The organism is Psychrobacter sp. CX14 (assembly GCF_057396205.2).
Map to the genome: position 1 here is coordinate 112919 of NZ_CM183187.1, position 18742 is coordinate 131660.

The 18742-nt window shown below is 41.7% G+C and carries 16 protein-coding genes and 2 tRNA genes; 2 read left to right on the forward strand and 16 right to left on the reverse strand.

The genetic code is table 11. The features are described 5' to 3' along the window. Nucleotides 1-26: 26 nt before the first annotated feature. Both AC2SLO_RS00500 and AC2SLO_RS00505 read right to left on the reverse strand, forming a co-directional pair. Nucleotides 27-785, reverse strand: a complete 759-nt coding sequence (locus AC2SLO_RS00500; RefSeq protein ID WP_486540107.1) for an endonuclease/exonuclease/phosphatase family protein — start codon at nucleotides 783-785, stop codon at nucleotides 27-29. A gap of 242 nt (nucleotides 786-1027) precedes the next feature. After that, nucleotides 1028-2137, reverse strand: coding sequence for an AOC03_06830 family ribosome hibernation factor (locus tag AC2SLO_RS00505; protein ID WP_486540105.1), 1110 nt, complete (start codon nucleotides 2135-2137; stop codon nucleotides 1028-1030). 618 nt (nucleotides 2138-2755) lie between these two features. On the opposite strand from AC2SLO_RS00505, the gene AC2SLO_RS00510 reads away from it, so the two are divergent. Then, the gene (locus AC2SLO_RS00510; RefSeq protein WP_486540103.1) at nucleotides 2756-4915 is read left to right on the forward strand and encodes a M3 family metallopeptidase; all 2160 of its coding nucleotides are present in this window, start codon (nucleotides 2756-2758) and stop codon (nucleotides 4913-4915) included. A 1-nt stretch (nucleotide 4916) separates the two neighbouring features. Next, nucleotides 4917-5162 carry a YheV family putative metal-binding protein gene (locus AC2SLO_RS00515; RefSeq protein WP_486540101.1) on the forward strand — a complete coding sequence of 82 codons (246 nt, stop codon included), beginning with the start codon at nucleotides 4917-4919 and terminating at the stop codon, nucleotides 5160-5162. 127 nt (nucleotides 5163-5289) lie between these two features. Here the strand turns inward: AC2SLO_RS00515 and pnp are convergent, their stop codons facing one another. From pnp to tpiA, 14 genes are all read right to left on the reverse strand, one after another. Continuing rightward, nucleotides 5290-7407, reverse strand: a complete 2118-nt coding sequence (gene pnp, locus AC2SLO_RS00520; RefSeq protein ID WP_486540099.1) for a polyribonucleotide nucleotidyltransferase — start codon at nucleotides 7405-7407, stop codon at nucleotides 5290-5292. A 403-nt stretch (nucleotides 7408-7810) separates the two neighbouring features. Continuing rightward, nucleotides 7811-8077 carry a 30S ribosomal protein S15 gene (rpsO, locus tag AC2SLO_RS00525; protein ID WP_486540097.1) on the reverse strand — a complete coding sequence of 89 codons (267 nt, stop codon included), beginning with the start codon at nucleotides 8075-8077 and terminating at the stop codon, nucleotides 7811-7813. A 240-nt stretch (nucleotides 8078-8317) separates the two neighbouring features. Then, entirely contained in the window at nucleotides 8318-8473 is a 156-nt protein-coding gene (locus AC2SLO_RS00530) for a hypothetical protein (protein WP_486540095.1), read from the reverse strand. Between the two features lie 84 nt (nucleotides 8474-8557). Continuing rightward, the gene (locus AC2SLO_RS00535; RefSeq protein ID WP_486540093.1) at nucleotides 8558-8716 is read right to left on the reverse strand and encodes a hypothetical protein; all 159 of its coding nucleotides are present in this window, start codon (nucleotides 8714-8716) and stop codon (nucleotides 8558-8560) included. 220 nt (nucleotides 8717-8936) lie between these two features. Beyond that, nucleotides 8937-9464 (reverse strand): type 1 glutamine amidotransferase domain-containing protein, encoded by a 528-nt coding sequence (locus AC2SLO_RS00540; protein ID WP_486540091.1) that lies wholly within the window; start codon nucleotides 9462-9464, stop codon nucleotides 8937-8939. A 584-nt stretch (nucleotides 9465-10048) separates the two neighbouring features. Then, entirely contained in the window at nucleotides 10049-11062 is a 1014-nt protein-coding gene (gene truB / locus AC2SLO_RS00545) for a tRNA pseudouridine(55) synthase TruB (protein WP_486540219.1), read from the reverse strand. A gap of 30 nt (nucleotides 11063-11092) precedes the next feature. Next, entirely contained in the window at nucleotides 11093-11527 is a 435-nt protein-coding gene (locus tag AC2SLO_RS00550) for a ribosome-binding factor A (protein WP_486540089.1), read from the reverse strand. A gap of 145 nt (nucleotides 11528-11672) precedes the next feature. Further along, the gene (gene infB / locus AC2SLO_RS00555; protein WP_486540087.1) at nucleotides 11673-14390 is read right to left on the reverse strand and encodes a translation initiation factor IF-2; all 2718 of its coding nucleotides are present in this window, start codon (nucleotides 14388-14390) and stop codon (nucleotides 11673-11675) included. A 17-nt stretch (nucleotides 14391-14407) separates the two neighbouring features. Further along, entirely contained in the window at nucleotides 14408-15895 is a 1488-nt protein-coding gene (gene nusA / locus AC2SLO_RS00560) for a transcription termination factor NusA (RefSeq protein ID WP_486540085.1), read from the reverse strand. Nucleotides 15896-16118: 223 nt separating this feature from the next. Further along, on the reverse strand, nucleotides 16119-16619 hold the full coding sequence (rimP, locus tag AC2SLO_RS00565; RefSeq protein WP_486540083.1) for a ribosome maturation factor RimP: 501 nt from the start codon (nucleotides 16617-16619) through the stop codon (nucleotides 16119-16121). A gap of 143 nt (nucleotides 16620-16762) precedes the next feature. Further along, a tRNA-Met gene (locus AC2SLO_RS00570) sits at nucleotides 16763-16839 on the reverse strand. 202 nt (nucleotides 16840-17041) lie between these two features. Further along, a tRNA-Leu gene (locus AC2SLO_RS00575) sits at nucleotides 17042-17126 on the reverse strand. Nucleotides 17127-17308: 182 nt separating this feature from the next. Next, nucleotides 17309-17623 (reverse strand): preprotein translocase subunit SecG, encoded by a 315-nt coding sequence (gene secG / locus AC2SLO_RS00580; protein WP_486540081.1) that lies wholly within the window; start codon nucleotides 17621-17623, stop codon nucleotides 17309-17311. A gap of 94 nt (nucleotides 17624-17717) precedes the next feature. Beyond that, nucleotides 17718-18527 carry a triose-phosphate isomerase gene (gene tpiA, locus AC2SLO_RS00585; RefSeq protein ID WP_486540079.1) on the reverse strand — a complete coding sequence of 270 codons (810 nt, stop codon included), beginning with the start codon at nucleotides 18525-18527 and terminating at the stop codon, nucleotides 17718-17720. Nucleotides 18528-18742: the final 215 nt, after the last annotated feature.

Below are 18742 nucleotides of genomic sequence, written 5' to 3' on the forward strand. Positions count from 1 at the left end.
CGGTATTTTTTGTTTATTCTCTTCTTCTAGGTTAGCGTTAACTCGGCACTGATGGGCAAATGGTCAGACAATCCAGACCACGGTTTGCCCTTATGTACCCAAGCACGTTTTACCTTTAAATTACGCACGTAAATACGGTCCAAACTCAGTACAGGTAGTTTAGCAGGAAAGGTGGGGAGCAACTTATTGTGCTGGTCCATAAAGGCTTCGGTCATATTTAGCTCTTTAGCGAGCTTTTGGCAAGATACCTTCTTCCAGTCATTAAAGTCACCAGCTAATATCAAAGGTCGATTCTGATCGATGGTTTCATTAACATAGGTAGCAATGGCATCGTATTGCTTTTGTCGATCATTCTCTAGCAAATTTAGGTGAGCGCATAAAATAATGATTGGCTCATCCCAGCCTTCTGGATGTACTTCACAATGCAATACACCACGCTTCTCAAGCTTATTAACGGTGATATTAATATTATGCTTTGGGTCAAGTGGATGACGGCTTAATACCGCATTGCCGTGATGCCCATTATCATATTCAGAGTTCTTCCCATAGCTGTGATCAAGATTTAAATATTCACCAAACCACTCATGCTGCGACTGATTCGGGTATTCGTTGTACTTGATCATACGCTTTAAGTTTTGACCCTGCACTTCTTGTAGACACAAAATATCTGGGTTTAGCTCACGTAACGCCTCCCCTATCTTTTTGGTCACAACTTGTCTATTTAGCGGCGACATACCCTTATGGATGTTATAGCTTGTCAGAACAATACTGCTTTTTTGACTCATTATAGGCACACTGTTATTGATGAGATATGGTCGATATTATACTAGAGTAAAACACCTTTGACTGTACTCAGCATAGCGTAAGTAGATGTCTATCTGATTAAAGTATAGATGCTCGAATACTAAAAGCTTAAATATATAAGCAAATATATAAGATTAAACCGATAAAAAAGCACCGGCCAATGACTTGACCAGTGCTTTTAACATCTTCATTAAAAGATGCTCAGCAAATAGACCATTCTAGATTAGTAGCGGGTTACTAAAGCGATTGGCTGATCTTCACCCAACGTCTCTATTGGTAAGAATACAACATCACCGCCATTATGCATAACAAGCTCAATGATTTCACCAACCGCATCATCGGTTACGCCGTCTGCTGCAGGGTCGTCTGCTAATTCTAGCGTTTGCGCTTTGGCATCTATTTTTGCAGGTTGGATATAACCTTTACGTACATATAAGGTCTCGCCAGCACCTTGGAAAGCTGCTTTATAAATTTCTTGCAAGTCAGTACGTACTAAATCTGCACCACGTGCCTGTTCAATTTTACCCAGTGCTTCTTCATGCAAGCTGCTGCGATAGCCTTCGATAGCTTCTTGTACGCCATCAATAATATGCTGTGCTGAACCATTTTCTAAATCAGTAATGTGGTCAACAGTCGCAATAATATTGTCAGGACGGTCACACACTTCTTTGTAGAAGCTGATATTACGCGCATCACCGACAATCACTAATGGCATTTTATGATCGCCCCATAGCTCTTGCACGCTCTTATCCACACGGTTTAAGAACTCTTTTAGATAGTTATCTTCATTCGATGCATTCGAACGAGCTGCACCACTTGATGTATGCAATGTCGTGTTTTCAATAGGGAATGGAATATGATCCATATGATTTTGTGCATCGTCGTTTTTATCAAACTCAAGCACAACACGATCGTTTGATGCTTCGATTAGACGAGCATGCTCACGAGTAATGACAACAGTATAGTAATGTACTGCACTTGCCATATCACGTACTAAGTCACGTGTGGCGAAATGTTCACCAAGAATCACACGCTCTTCAGTATCTAGTGGTAAACGGATTACCTTAACGTCATCAGTGCTAGCAAAAATCGCTAACGTATCCAAATTGTAATTATGATCCAGCTCATCCGTTTCGGCATGGATTTTTTCTAGAATAGTCGCCGCAGTGCGCTTGTCATATTCGTTAGTAATGCGCTCTTCTGCCACTTTTAATTGGTTTTTTAGAGCAATGTGGTCTTTCTCATTGGCAGGATGCTCGCGGTGAGTTTTAACAAAGATACTAACCGCTGGATTTGCTGTGGTTTCACGTAAACTTTTTAGTGTCGCTTTCATAAATAGTCCTTTCTTATAATTAATGAATTTTTATAATTAAACAGTACTGAATAACGTACTTATACTGGATAATCGTGTTAAAAATAATCTGGCTTATAAAACAACCATGTCACCGATTTCTGCCGTTATATCTTTTATAATGTGATTTATAGTTATGCAATCGATTTAAATATGGCAACCCATTCGGATTTAAAACCAGATATAAAAATCTACTGCTTTAATTATTGTTATTAAATCCCTTAAGCGGCATCTTTAAGCAGGTGACATAATCTAGTTCATAATTTCAGAGTAACAACCCGAGTCAATGAAGACTATACGGGCTTTGTAAATAATGTAATTACTCTTCGTGCCTTGTTCCTGTTGTGTAACCACTTCTGCTAAACCGATACCTTATAGCCAATTTAGGTTACCTGTATTCACAAAATCTCTGATACTAACTGCACGCTACTGAAGATTATCTGGTCGTTATTCTCAAGCATGCCCCTACCTTGTAATCTGTCAAGATAGGCACAATAGTTATACTATTAACTTATAAATAACAAGCATCCTATAACGACAATTGGTTCAAATCGTCAGTACTGAGCATTTCATCTTTCATTGAATATTAGGAAAATAATTATGCAAAATTCGTCTACCTCTATACTAGATAATAATTTACATCTTGTTGATTTCTCTAGCGTGACCCCTGAGCAGTTACGTGCGCAGGTGACCGCAGCAATAGATAAAGGCAACCAGTTTTTAGATGACTTAGACAATGCCGACAATCATGTTGATAGCACGCAAGCACTGACAAATATCATTGAATTTGATCACATCGGTCTAGAATTAGACCGCAGCTGGGGCGTTTTATCTCATTTAAATAGCGTGATGAGTAATGATGAGATTCGTCATGTTCATCATGAACTACTGCCATTATTATCGGCTTTTGGTACTCGTGTTGGTCAGCACAAGCCCCTGTATCAGCACTATCAAGCTGTAAAAAAGGATGCTTCAGTATTTAATTCATTAGAAACTGCTCGTCAGCGTGCAATTGAGCTTGCTATGCAGAGTTTCGAGTTATCAGGTGTGGCACTACCCACTGACAAACAAGCCACCTATGCAGATATTCAAAGTCAATTGTCGACCTTATCTGCTAAATTCTCTGACAATATCTTAGATGCCACACAAGCGTTTGCATTACCGTTAACAGATGAGCAGTTATCTGGTATTACAGACAGTGGCCTTGCCATGCTACAAGCCGCCGGTGAGCAATATAAAGCCAAACAGATAGAAGCTGATTTAGCCGATAAACAAGATGACGGTAAGCCGTTATATGTGGCTACTTTAGATATCCCTGTTTATTTAGCTGTCATGACTCATGCGGATGACCGCAAACTGCGTGAGACTTTATATAAGGCATATGTCACTCGCGCTTCAGAATTTGACGAACACAAAAACGCCAAAGGTGAGTCACTAGACAATAGTGAGGGGATGGCGAAGATATTAGAGCTGCGCACCCAAAAAGCAGATCTACTTGGTTTTAATAGTTATGCAGAAGTCTCGCTATCTCGTAAAATGGCAGACAGTGCTGAGCAAGTTGAAAATTTCTTACGTAATCTAGCCGATAAAGCCACACCAGCAGCACAGCGTGATGTAGCACAGCTTAAAGAGGAGGCGCGCAATCAAGGTATTGATGACATTAAACCTTGGGATACCGCTTATCTGGCTGAAAAAGTAAAACAAGCCAAGTTCAAGCTGTCACAAGAAGAGATTCGACCTTACTTCCCATTGCCTAAAGTGATCGACGGACTGTTTACTATTGTTAATAAATTATTTGGTGTCCGTGCCGAAGAGAAAACCGATCAAGTTGCGTTATGGCACGATGATGTTCGCTTCTATCAGCTATTTGATACTAACAAAGACGGTGAAGACAGCTTAATTGGTGGCTTCTATTTTGACTTATATGCGCGTAGTGGCAAACGTGGCGGCGCTTGGATGAGCGGCTTCCAGTCACGATACACCTATACAGGTAATAGCTCTGAAGCTTACTCGCAATTGCCTGTATGCTTTATGGTTGGTAACTTCACACCACCAAATGGCGATAAACCAAGCTTATTGACTCACGATGAAGTATTGACCTTGTTCCATGAGTTTGGTCATGGTCTGCACCACTTATTAACCAAAGTGAGCGTCAGTGATGTTGCTGGTGTGAATGGTGTTGAGTGGGATGCCGTTGAGCTGCCCAGTCAGTTCTTGGAGAACTGGGCATGGGATAGTGAGGGCATTAACCTCATTAGTGCCCACGTTGACACGGGCGAGCCGTTACCGAAGTCTCAGCTTGATGCGTTACTGGCTGCTAAAAACTTCCAAAGCGGTATGCAAACTTTACGTCAAATTGAGTTTGCTCTGTTTGATTTACTGATTCATGCGACCACACCTGCCCCTGACTACCAAGGCATCTTATCGACCTTAGACAAGGTTCGCAGCGATGTTGCTGTCATGGAAACACCAGATTACAACCGCTTTGCCAACGGCTTTAGCCACATCTTCGCGGGTGGTTATGCGGCAGGATATTACTCTTATAAGTGGGCAGAATTGCTGTCAGCCGATGCCTTTAGTCGCTTTGAAGAAGAAGGCGTATTTAATCCACAAACAGGGAAAGACTTCCGCGAAAGCATCCTAGCCGTCGGTGGTAGTCTACCTGCTAAAACGAACTTTGAGGCTTTCCGTGGTCGTGAAGCCAGCATTGATGCCTTACTTCGCCATGGCGGTTTTGTCGATGTAGACGAGGTGGCTTAGTATGCGTTATCAATCAACCCGTCCTAGACGACAGTTTCTGGCTGGTGTAAGCTGCCCTAAGTGTCAGACGATGGACGCTGTGGTTCAGGTACGCATCTTTGAGCCTGAAGAGGATGAATATATCGAGTGCACTCAGTGTGGTCACATCGAGCGTCGTCCTGATGCAGAAACTATTCAAGAGAAGAATGCCTTAGCCAATGACGCAATGAGTACCGGAACTCAGGGTACAGTTAAATTCTTAAAATAAACCTCTAACAAGTATCTAAAAGAGTTGGGCTACTTATCGTATTAGCCCAATTTTTTTGACTCAAAAAAATGCGCCCAAATTGGGCGCATTTTATATTACTAATTTACGTGTAAGCCATTAAAGCCTATTACTCAGCAGAGCCACCTTGCTGCTCAATACCTTTCATGGTCAACTTAATACGGCCACGGTTATCAACGTCTTGTACCAATACGTTGATTTCTTGACCTTCGCTTAAGTAGTCAGAGACATTTTCGACACGCTCATCAGCGATCTGTGATATATGCACTAAGCCGTCAGTACCTGGTAATACAGTGACGAATGCACCGAAGTCTACAACACGAGCGACCGTACCTTTGTATACTTTACCCACTTCAACTTCAGCTGTTAACGCTTCAATCTGACGGATAGCTTCTTTAGTCGCTGCTTTGTTCTCACCAAAGATACGAATTGTACCAGTATCATCGATATCGATAACTGCACCGGTATCTTCAGTTAGCTGACGAATGGTTGCGCCGCCTTTACCGATAACATCACGGATTTTGTCCGAGTTGATTTCCATTACCGCATAGTTTGGCGCGTGTGCGTTGATTTCAGTACGGCTAGCAGGTAATACTTCGTTCATTGCATTTAGGATATGGATACGGCCGGCATGAGCTTGCTCAAGTGCTTTTTCCATAATATCTGGCGTAATACCTTCAATCTTGATATCCATCTGTAAAGCAGTGATACCGTCTTTAGAGCCGGCAACTTTAAAGTCCATGTCGCCTAAGTGATCTTCATCACCTAAGATATCTGATAATACAGCGAAACGATCGCCTTCTTTAACCAGACCCATCGCAATACCAGCAACTGGCGCTTTCATTGGTACACCAGCGTCCATTAACGCTAAGCTTGCACCACAAACTGAAGCCATTGATGATGAACCATTTGATTCAGTAATCTCTGATACTACACGGATAACATATGGGAAGCGGTCGCTATCTGGAAGCATGGCTTGTACACCACGGCGAGCCAGACGGCCATGACCGATTTCACGACGTTTTGGCACACCTTCACGGCCCGTTTCACCGACTGAGAAGTGTGGGAAGTTGTAATGCAGCATGAAGTGGTCTTGAATCGTACCCGCTAGCGAGTCAATTAAGTTCACATCACGTGAGTTACCTAACGTTGTGGTTACTAACGCCTGAGTTTCACCGCGAGTGAATAGCGCTGAGCCATGCGTGTAAGGTAGTACACCTACTTGGATATCAAGTGCACGAACGGTATCTAGGTCACGGCCGTCAATACGTGGCTTACCTGATAAAATCGCATCACGAACGGTACGGTATTTAAGATCGTTGTAAATGTCCTTGATTTGAGCTTCTTTTTCAGAGAACTCTTCAGCTTCTGGATCACCGGCTAATGCTTCGATAGCAGCCGCTTTAATCTCATCAAGCTTCTCATAACGGTCTTGCTTATCGCCAATTGAGTACGCTTCAGCAACTTGCTCACCAAACTGTGATGTTACTCTTTCTTTTAGCTCAGCATCAAGCTGTGGCGCTTCAAATTCTTGCTTTTCAGTACCCACTGCTTTGGCCAGCTCGATAATGTTATCGATAACAATCTGTTGCTGCTCATGACCATATAGTACAGCGCCTAGCATCTGATCTTCTGACAGCTCAGCCGCTTCTGACTCAACCATTAATACTGCAGACTTCGTACCCGCTACGATTAAGTCTAGGTCACTCTTCTCTAACTCTTCGATTGATGGGTTAAGTACATACTCACCATTGATGAAACCAACACGAGCACCACCAACTGGGCCATTAAATGGCGCACTTGAGATAGCCAATGCTGCTGAAGCACCAATCATCGCTGCGATGTCAGCATAGTGCTTTTTATCACTTGAGATAACGGTGGCTGTGATTTGAACTTCGTTCACATAACCTTCAGGGAATAATGGACGAATTGGGCGGTCAATCAAACGTGACGTTAGCGTTTCAAATTCTGTTGGACGGCCTTCACGCTTACCATACGCACCAGGGATTTTACCTGCAGCGTACATTTTTTCTTGATAGTTAACCGTTAGCGGGAAGAAGTTTTGACCTTCTTTGGCTTCAGGTTTAACAACCGCTGCAACCAATACAGATACGCCGCCCATGTGAACCAATACTGAGTTTGCTTGACGGGCAATACGACCAGTTTCGATAACAACCTGTTCGTTGCCATACTGGAATTCGCGAGAAATGGTATTAAACATTGACATTAATTTTTCCTATTTTTTATAAATTACTGATACGAATGAGTTAATTCGTCTATTGAGACATTTTTTCAGCCTCTAACGTTTATATGGTTATGCTCATATTCAAGGCTATTAAACCACACAAACGTTAGAAGCCTGCCATTCTCAATAAGACGTGTGCTTATTTTACAGGGATTTAGCATACTTGACCAATAAAAGTCTGTTTAGGCGTCTTGAATGATCTGCCAAGCACCTCTCTTTGACTTGCATTAGCTAATCATTCGACTACGAATAGTAAACCCCATACATACAAAAAAACGGCGTGAAATATTCACACCGTTTCTTTTTTTACCAAGGCATGAGCGCTTTGATTTTAGATGATTGTTGAATCATACATTGTGTATAACCCCACCATAAACATCTAAAATTAACGACGCAAGCCTAATTCGCTAATTAGTGACGCATAACGTGGTAAATCTTTTCTTTTTAAGTAATCTAACAGTTTACGACGTTGGTTTACCATACGGATAAGACCACGACGACTATGGTGATCAGCTTTATGAGCTTTAAAGTGATCTTGTAGATCGTTGATACGCGCAGTTAATAGAGCAACTTGTACTTCTGGTGAACCCGTGTCGCCAGGGGCACGTTGGTATTGAGCGATAATCTGTTGACGATCAGTGTTAGTTAACATAACTTTCTCCTGCAATGCATTGCTAATATAAGTCAGTTTTATTGGGGACATCCCTGCATTACTAGAGATGACCTAAAAAAATGACTGGGTAAGCGTATGATTATAACAAAAAACTACCCAAAGTTGGGTAGTTTTTTATCTAAATTGATAAATAATCTATTTTAGTTAAGTTAATCATTTTGACTCCTATAAATGAATCAAAAATCTCTTAAACTAAACTTGATAACAATTATCTATCTCTTATTTGTCAGCATCATCTTCTGTAGCATGAACGCCTAGTGCGTCGTCATCTAGTGCCGCAGTTGTGGCTTCTGCCAAACTGTCTGGCGTTTCATACTCTTCTAAAGATGTATCAATCGCTTCGCCTTCTGGCGTCTTTTTAGGATCATTACTCATTATAATCTCCAAGTTAAGTCAAGTTAAGTATTGATGAGACGATATCTAGGCTCACGTAAGGTAATACGCTAACATATTAACCCATTATTTAGACTGAGATTGCTCTAGGTTATCAGCGATACCTTCTGCGGCTGCCTCTTCGTCTTTATCTTTATTATTACCTAAATTGCCTTCCAGTTGGTTTTTTAGACCAGCAATTTCAGCGTCTGACTGTTGTTGTTCATAGCTTTTATCGTTTGACATAATCATTTCCTCATAAAGTAAATTCAAATACGATGCTTATAAAACAGCTTTAAACATCATCTTAGTGATACAAATAGTTTAATTATTAAAACCACTTATTAAATCTAACATCTATTAATATAGTTTGACGTTAGATTTTGTATTAGAGCATTATACTCACGGTTAAATTACTAAAATACCGTCTTGATAATTCTTAATAATGGAGCTGTATGATAACTAATTATGATAAGGCTTTATCAATAGCGTCCACAAAGGCTTCGATATCATTAGGATTACGCGATGTAATTATCACCCCATCTTGCTGAACTTCTTTATCAACGTAAGTACCGCCAGCATTATTGATATCCGTTTCCAAACTAGGATAAGAGGTTAATGTTTTGCCTTTAACCAAGCCGGTGTTTACTAATAACCAAGGCGCATGACAAATGGCAGCAACGGTTTTATCCGCATCATAAAACTTCTTCACAAAGCTTTGTGCGTCCTTATTCTGACGAATAGTGTCGGCATTGACAGTACCACCTGGTAGAACAATCGCATCGTAATCTTCAGCATTTGCTTCGCTTAGGAATAAATCAGCGTTATAGGTTTTTACCTTTTCAACATCACCTTTCATCGCTTGGACGTTTTTGCTGTCGTTGGTAGTTATTAACGTGGTGTCATAACCTTTATCTTTTAACAAACGAGCGACTTCCACATATTCTGCTTCTTCGAAATACGAGCTTAATAAAAATGCAATCTTCTTACTCATGGTAATCTCCCTTAGTATGGGTAATAAATGTGAAATTTAATTCTTAATTATCGTTTTTATTTTTATAATGCACTTGTAGTCATTATCTTGGCCGCTATTTATTATGTAATCGGCGCTTTTATTATTAATTATTGGTGTCAGTAAATGATCCCCCTCTTTTTCCATTTTTATTATTATTTATCGTTGGTTCTTCTATTTATTATTATTAATCTGCTAATTAATATTCAGCTAATGTTTTAGTTATTCAAATTTATTATTAATTATTGAAATATTATTCTTAGGGTTTTATTTTTCTATTTTTATAATTGGTCATATATTCAATGACTATTCAATGACTTAAGGCATCGTCCTGATTGATTAAGTTTAGAATACAAGCTTAAACCCATCTGCAATAGATAACAGTTGCAAGGAAATGTGTGGGATTGTGAATTGTGTTTAACCTGCGTAACTTCAAAAACTCATATCGATAAGCACAAAAAACCCAAGTCACTATTACGATAATGACTTGGGCTCAATAATAAAAATGAGGCGATGAGATAAGCTTTCTTAAAGGTTTCGCAATTGATATTTGCTAGCCGTTTTATTTAACGCTGAATCATCTTCTTAGGTTGCAAACGTCCTGTCGGTTCAAGTTTACCTAGCCCTAAAAACTCTCCTGCGCTGTTAATCAGCCTAATATCATAGGTATTGTCAGCGCTATCATATGAAGAATGGTCAGAACGCAAATAATCAGATAGTGACTCGTCTAATTGCTCTTTAACATTAAGGCGCTGCCCCATATGCAGTCGCTCGCATTGACTATCAGAAACTGTTAATAGCGGCACACCGCTGATACAAGCATCGATACTTAATAGCTGAGCCATACGCTGCTCATGAGAAAGGGCTTCAAGCTCATCTAGATTAATAGAGTCTGCAATATCAAAATGACCCACTTGAGTACGGCGCAGCGCCACTAAATGACCCAAAGTGCCTAACGCTACGGCGATATCTTCTCCCAAAACACGTACGTAAGTGCCCTTTGAGCAAGTGACATTTAAAATCAGCTCATCTTGAGAATCAGCGATCTTTAAACCCAGCGCCTTGATGGTAATAGGACGTGCAGGGCGGTCTATTTCAATACCCTCACGAGCATATTCATACAGCTTCTTACCGTCTTTTTTGAGCGCAGAGTACATAGGCGGGGTTTGCTTTATGTCACCCATAAACTGAGTGGTGACCGTATCAAGCATTTGCCGAGTGATAACAGGAACCGATTTTTCGGTGATACTCTGCCCTTCTGCATCACCCGTATCGGTTTGAATACCAAGCTTAACCACCGCCTGATAAGACTTATCGGCATCCAGCTGATAATGACTGAACTTGGTCGCTTCACCTAGGCAAATAGGTAGTAAGCCAGTCGCCATAGGATCGAGCGTGCCGGTATGTCCTGCTTTTTTGCTATCGTGCAATGGCGACTTAAGTAGGTATTTGACCTTAGAGACCACTTGCTGCGAGGTCAGCCCCTTTGGCTTATCAATCAACATAACCCCAGAAACTCGAGTTTTCAGCGGCTTATTTTGAGAAGGCCGAGCGGTGGCTGACTGGTTATCTAGGCTCATCATATCTACTCTAGTTAAAAAGGATTTAGATTATTCGCTGTCAGTTTTATCTGAGCTGATATCCATATCTACATCATTATCGTCAGCTGATGTCTCTTCTGTTTTGGTCACTGCTTGGTGGATCAAGTCCATCATATAGTTACCACGGGCAGTCACTTCATCATAATGGAAGCGTAGACGCGGCGTGGTACGAGTCTTTAGACGATGGCTTAGCTCAGTACGCAAGAAGCCTGCTGCTTTATTAAGCACTTTTAAGCTTTCTTCATGGCTGTGCTTGCTCATCGCATCATTAAGCTCAGGCTCCATGATGGTGACATACACATCAGCATAGCCCAAGTCAGAGCTAACTTTCACACTCGAGATGGTCACAAACCCAGTCAAACGAGGGTCATTAACATCATCACGGATAAGCACCGCAAGCTCGCGTTGAATTTGATCGCCCAATCGTTGCATACGTTGGTTCATGGTATTCTTCCTTAATAATTATTAGCTACAAATCGTTATCTGATAATGCACGATACGAGTTTATACACTAATAATCCATAATAAAATTGATAAAAAAAAGACCTAACAGGATGACCTGATAGGTCTTTTACTACATTTTAACCGATTAGATGGTGCGCTGAATCTCTTGGATTTCAAAGACTTCAATCTTATCACCCACTTCAACATCATAGCCGCGAACCGCAAGACCACATTCCATACCAGAACGTACTTCGTTTACGTCATCCTTATAGCGACGTAGCGACTGTAGATTACCGGTAAAGGCAACTTTATCATCACGTAATACGCGGATAGGCTTGTTGCGGTAAATCGTACCTTCAACAACCATACAACCCGCTGCAGCGCCAAATTTACTTGAGCGGAATACGTCACGTACTTCAGCAATACCCAAGATTTTCTCGCGATGTTCTGGAGACAACATACCACTCATTGCCGCTTTCACATCGTCGATTAGACCATAGATAACACTATAGTAGCGAATATCGATTCCCGCTTCGTCCGCTTTACGTTTTGCTGCGTTATCGGCACGAACGTTAAAGCCAAGTAATACCGCTTCACTTGATTCAGCAAGAGTCACATCAGACTCAGCAATAGGGCCAACACCTGAGCTAATGACCTTCACTTTAACTTCGTCAGTCGATAACTCATTTAGTGCAGCAAGCAATGCTTCTAATGTACCACGAACATCTGTCTTCAAGATAATGTTCAAGAATGACAAGTCATCTTGACCCATCTGCTCAAACATAGACTCAAGGCGCATCTTGTTCTGACGCTCAAGCTGTTGCTCACGTTCACGGTTAGCGCGGAATTCAGCCACTTCACGTGCTTTTTTCTCATCAGATACGACTAAGAATTCACTACCTGATGCTGGCGTATCTGGCAGACCTAAAATCTCAACTGGGATCGAAGGACCGGCAGACTTAATGCGTTGACCCGTTTCATCAATCATCGCACGTACTTTACCGTAGTATTCGCCCGCTAGAACTAGATCGCCTTGGTTTAGCGTACCTTTCTTAACAAGGATACTGGCAACCGCACCACGGCCTTTCTCTAGACGTGATTCAATAACCACACCTTGAGCTGCACCATCAGTAGGCGCTTCAAGTTCCATAAGCTCGGCTTGTAGGTTAATCAGCTCAAGTAGCTCATCAATACCTTCACCGGTCTTAGCAGAAATCTTAGCGACTGGCGTATCACCACCCCACTCTTCAGTAACCACTTCTTTAGTCGTTAACTCATTTAGAACGCGGTCAGGATCAGCTGAACTCTTATCCATCTTGTTGATAGCAACAATGATAGGTGTACCAGAGGCACGTGCATGGTCAATCGCTTCTTCAGTTTGCGGCATCATACCGTCATCGGCAGCAACCACAAGTACAACGATATCCGTTGCCTGAGCACCACGTGAACGCATTGCGGTAAACGCTGCGTGACCTGGTGTATCTAGGAACGTAATCAAACCACGATCTGTTTTCACATGATAAGCACCGATATGCTGGGTAATACCGCCGGCTTCGCCAGTAGCAACCTTAGTTTCACGGATTTTATCCAGTAAAGAAGTCTTACCATGGTCAACGTGACCCATAATAGTAACAACAGGAGGGCGGGATTGAACGTTACTACGACGCTCTTCAACCGCTTCATGTAAGTCGTCTTCAACTTTGGTATCGCTAACAGGGACAGGGTTATGACCCATTTCTTCAACGATTAGGCTTGCTGTGGCTTGATCAATCTCTTCATCAGCACCCACAATCTCGCCCATCTTCATCAGAAGTTTAGTTACTTCGCGGGCTTTAACAGCCATGCGCTGTGCTAAATCTGATACAACGATTTGTTCAGGAATTTCAACGTCATGAACAATCTTCTCAACCGGCTTCTCAAACTTATGCTGAGAGGCTTGGCTAGATTTTAAGCCATGCTTACGGTTGCGAATTTCGCGCTCTTCTTGACCTTTACGGCGACGGCCACGAGTGGCTGTACTTGAAGAACCACGTTTAATCTCCCGACGTTCTTTTTCAAACGACTCTTCTAATGCTTCACCAACCAAACCTTCGGCTAATGGTTCATCTTTACGAACTTCAGCAACCGGTTCTTTGTCGCTATATTTACCTGCCATTTTGCGCATTTCTTCAAGCGTTTTCTTTTGCGCTTCTTCAGCTTGCTTACGGCGGGTTTCGGCTTCGATTTGACGTAGACGTTCTTCTTCTGCTTCACGAGCTTCACGAGCTTTACGTTCTGCAGCCGTTTCGACTTTCGGCTTAGTTGGAGCAACTTTCTTCTTAGGGGTTTCTTTCGCCGCAGCGGCAGCTTTACTGCCTTTTTTCACGACTACTGTCGACACTTCATCTTTCTTATCGTCTGATGATGAGCCGCCACCTAAGTTTGCACGCATGGCAGCAAGTGTTGCTGCTTGACGCTCTTCTGCTTCTTTCTTAGCCTGTTCGCGTTTTTTAGCTTCTGCTTCTGCTTTGGCTTTCGCTTCTGCAGCTGCTTGTTCACGTTTTTTAGCTTCTTCAGCAATTTTTGCTGGATCTGGCTTTTCGAATACTTTTTTCTTGCGTACTTCAACGTTCACACTCTTAGACTTACCAGAAGAGCCAGTTACGCGAGCGGTACTCGTTGTTTTAGATTTAAGGCTAATACGGCGCTTCTCTTGTTGTCCATGCGATTGTTTTAAGTATGCTACTAGCTGTTCTTGCTCAAGCTCGGTGACTAGGTCATCCTCGCCACGAGCAGGCAGCCCAGCATCAACCAGTTGCTTTTGTAGCGCACTGACTGTCTTGCTTACCATGTCTGCTAATTCTTTGACGGTCTTATCTGCCATTTATAGTCACCTATTTATTATTCTTCATTAAACCAAGATTCACGGGCTTTCATAATGAGCTCGCCTGCTGTTTTTTCATCAAGACCTTCGATGTCTTCAAGATCAAATACGGCTTGTTCGGCTAAGTCATCTACCGTGATAATGTCACGTTGAGCCAGCTTGTACGCCCAGTCGGTCGTCATGCCGTCCATCGCGAGCAATTCTGCGCTTGGCTCTTTCATATTTTGCTGTTTAACCAGTTCATCGGCAATAACGACTTCTTTTGCACGCTCTTGAATCATTTCAATCGCTTCATCGTCAAGCCCTTCGATATCATAGAAGGTTTCAATAGGCACATAGGCCACTTCTTCAATACTGGTAAAGCCTATATCAACTAACGCTTGAGCCAAATCTTCGTCGACTTCTAAGCGATTGTAGAACAGCTCTAAATAGGCTTTTGTTTCGTTTTGTTGGCGCTCAAGGTATTCTTCCTCAAGCATCATGTTTAGTTTATAACCGGTTAGTTCTGATGCCAAGCGTACGTTTTGACCTTGTGCGCCAATAGCACGGGCTAATTGATCATTTGCCGTAAAAATAATGTCTGCTGTTTTGGCATCTTCATCTAGAATAATACTGCTCACATCAGCAGGCTCTAATGCACTAATGATATATTGTGCGGGGTCATCTGACCAAACAATCACATCAATACGTTCACCGTCAAGCTCAGACTGTACTGCTTGGATACGTGTACCACGCATACCAATACAAGCACCGACTGGATCAATACGATGATCGTTTGTTTTCACTGAAATTTTAGCACGAACACCTGGCTGACGCGCCACATCACGAATCTCGATGATCTGTTCGTTAATCTCAGGTACTTCCTTATTCATCAATGCAATCAGCATTTCAGGGCTAGTGCGTGATAACAATAACTGTGCACCGCGGTTGTCACGGTTCACATGATATAAGATGGCATTGATACGTGATTTTGCACGTAATTGCTCACGTGGTAGCATTTGATCACGTGACAAGTAGCCTTCAGCATTATCACCTAAATCAATGATATAACCATCACGAGTCTGCTTTTTAACTTCGCCATACATCATCTCGCCAATTCTAGGCTCGAAGGCATCGGCTGTTAACGCACGCTCTGCTTCACGAATTTTTTGAATAATAACTTGTTTAGCCTGCGTTGCTGCAATACGGCCAAACTCGATAGATTCTATTTGTTCTTCTTTAACATCACCAATCGACCATTCATTTTCATCTAGGTCGCTGATTGCCAACTGACAGGCTGGCATCTCGTGATCTTCGTCAGCAACCACTGTCCAATAGCGGTACGTGTCATAATCGCCTGTTTCACGATCAATCTCAACACGTACGGCAACTTCAGGCTGCTCGGTATATACTCTTTTTTTGGTAGAAACGACTAAGGCCTCTTCGATGGCTTCGAAGATATCCTCTGGATTTAGGCCTTTTTCGTTACTGACGGTCTCTACAACCGTTAAAATTTCTCGACTCATTACACACCTATACTCGCATACTTAGAATTTAAAGCAGCAAAAAATTATTAAAATTTATTTTATCTTAGGCCTAAAAGCTTTGATGTTTAAATTTATTAAAATATTGTCTAACGAATATTATTAATCTTAGTTCGTTAGCAATATCAAACTAAATGGCAAGCTTCAATACCCTAATATGCTAAGACCACACTAGTTGATAGTATTAGTCTTTATGTTGATGAGATTAAATCTCTTGGTAAATTAGATTCGCTTTATCGATATTATCTAGTGCAATATCGTATTGCTCACCATCGGTCGTAACAACCGTTAGTTGCTTGTCGTCTAACTGCTCGAGCTTACCAGATACTTTACGGCGTTTTGAGCTGCCTGTTCCTACCGCTTGGATTAAGCGTAGATTAATGGTATGACCAATGTAGTCAGCCATTTGCTCAGTAGCAAAGAAAGGACGATCTAGACCAGGTGATGATACTTCGAGTACATATTCACCAGAGATAGGATCATGTACTTCAAGAATACCACTAACTTGATGGGTAACAGCAGCGCAATTTTCAATAGTAACTTGCTTATCGGCCGCTTTGTCTTCTGGCAAAGCTTCAATATAAATGCGTAATAGCGAACGTCCGCCTTGCGGTAAAAATTCAACACCCCAAAGCGCGACATCGCAAGCCGCAACAGCTGGTGCAATAATATCAGTTAATTGAGTAACTTTATTAGATAACTTCATGACTTATTGTTTAGTCCATAAATAGAAGTATCTATTATAAATGCATATTATGACTATTAGGCAATATTAAAAATAACAGATACAAAAAAACCCACAAACAGAATGGTGGGTTAAATAAAATAGGTAAGATTGAAATATAAAAATGGTAGCGGGGGCTGGATTTGAACCAACGACCTTCGGGTTATGAGCCCGACGAGCTACCAGACTGCTCCACCCCGCATCAATCTAGGCTGACTATTATATGTAAAAATCTTATTACTGTCAAGTCTTTAATCAATTAAATTAAAAAACTTATCGCTTTAAGACCAATAATACGCCTGATACTACTTAACTCTTTCGGCTGTTTAAATAGGCACAGTACAGTATAACTAATGATACATTATTTAAAACAGCCTATATAATCGTTATAACCGATTATATATTGGTGCGATTGGAGGGACTTGAACCCTCACAGCTTGCGCTACCACCCCCTCAAGATGGCGTGTCTACCAATTCCACCACAATCGCTAATTCTAATCTACTGCATGATTAACCGCTAACGCTTATTGAGGTATGAAGCGGTAGCGTTTACGTTAACTATTTACTAAATCAGGTCGCACATTCTACTCGGGTTTGGCAAATGGTGCAACCTTTCCTTTAAATAAAACAAGGCCTACTTCTTTTATTGCGTTTACTCTGACGTATGCCGATTATTCAGATGCGTCTGTAGTTGGCGTTTCGGTTACTGGTACTTGTGAAGCCGCAGGAATATCTAATTGATACTGACCTTCTGCTTGCTTACGCGCATGCACAGCCAAGGTTAAGCTGGTACTAAAGAAGATCACTGCCAAAACAGCGGTCGCACGGGTTAAGAAGTTTGCGCTACCTGCGGCACCAAATACAGTACCTGAAGCACCGGCACCAAATGAGGCACCAGCATCTGCACCTTTGCCGTGCTGAATAAGAATCAGCCCAATCATGGCAATAGCAACAATAATATGAATGGCTAAAATGATGTTAAACATGTGTGGCCTTACTTAAACTTAAGAGTTAAACGACGAGAGTATATATAGTATAAAAAAGGGCTAGCTAAGCAGAAAGGATACTACCCATCATAAATTAGCTGGAAAAACTTTTGGCAATCTCAATAAAGCTATCTGCTTTGAGTGCTGCGCCGCCGACTAACACGCCATCGACCGCCTCTAATGCCGCAAAATCTTTGGCATTTTCTGGCTTAACACTGCCACCATATAATAGTGGTGTTGGTGCTAAGCTTGCATTAAAATCGCTTAAACGTTGACGGATAAAGGCATGAACTTCTGCTACTTCTTCAACACTCGGAACTTTACCGGTACCAATTGCCCATACAGGCTCATAAGCCACGATAAAACGGTTAGCAATATAGTCAGCTGCTTTATCGCCCAAGTCTTTCGTTAATTGCTTTAAAAAAGTATTCACTACATTGAGCTGTTCACCCAGTACTTTTTGCGTGTTACCCGCTTCATAATCTGCTTCAGACTCACCAATGCACAGAATCGCACCAAGGTTGTGCTCAGCGCTGTTCATTAGCTTTTGGAGTAATGACGCATCATCTTCTCGATGATATTGACGACGCTCCGAGTGACCAATAATAGACCACTGCACGCCCAAATCGCTAAGCTGAGCGGCGGAAATATCACCGGTATAAGCGCCAGTGTTCGCGTTTAGAGCGCTCACATCTTGACTGGCAAGCCCAATAGATGCCTTTGCATTATCAAGAGCCAGCTTAACCGCAGATAGGTGCAAGAAGCTTGGGGCAACCACAATCTGACAGTTATTGGTTGCTACGTCTTGAGCCTTAATACCCATGGTTAGGTCCGTGACCAATGCATTTACTTCCTCAAGCGAGGCAGGATTTAGCTTCCAGTTTCCGATAACCCAAGACGTCATAACTCACTCTCAAATAAACAATGTTAACTTGCAGTAGCCAGACTTTGACTGCCTAAAAATACTGTCTAAAATTATAATAGCTCTAAATTATATCATAGTCTCTAACAACAGATTTAGCCTTTGTTATATCCACTTCAATAAATTGTAAAAAATAGTGCTACTCTAGCTCACCTTTATTAGCGCTGCTATCAATAATGGCATAAACCGACTGATTA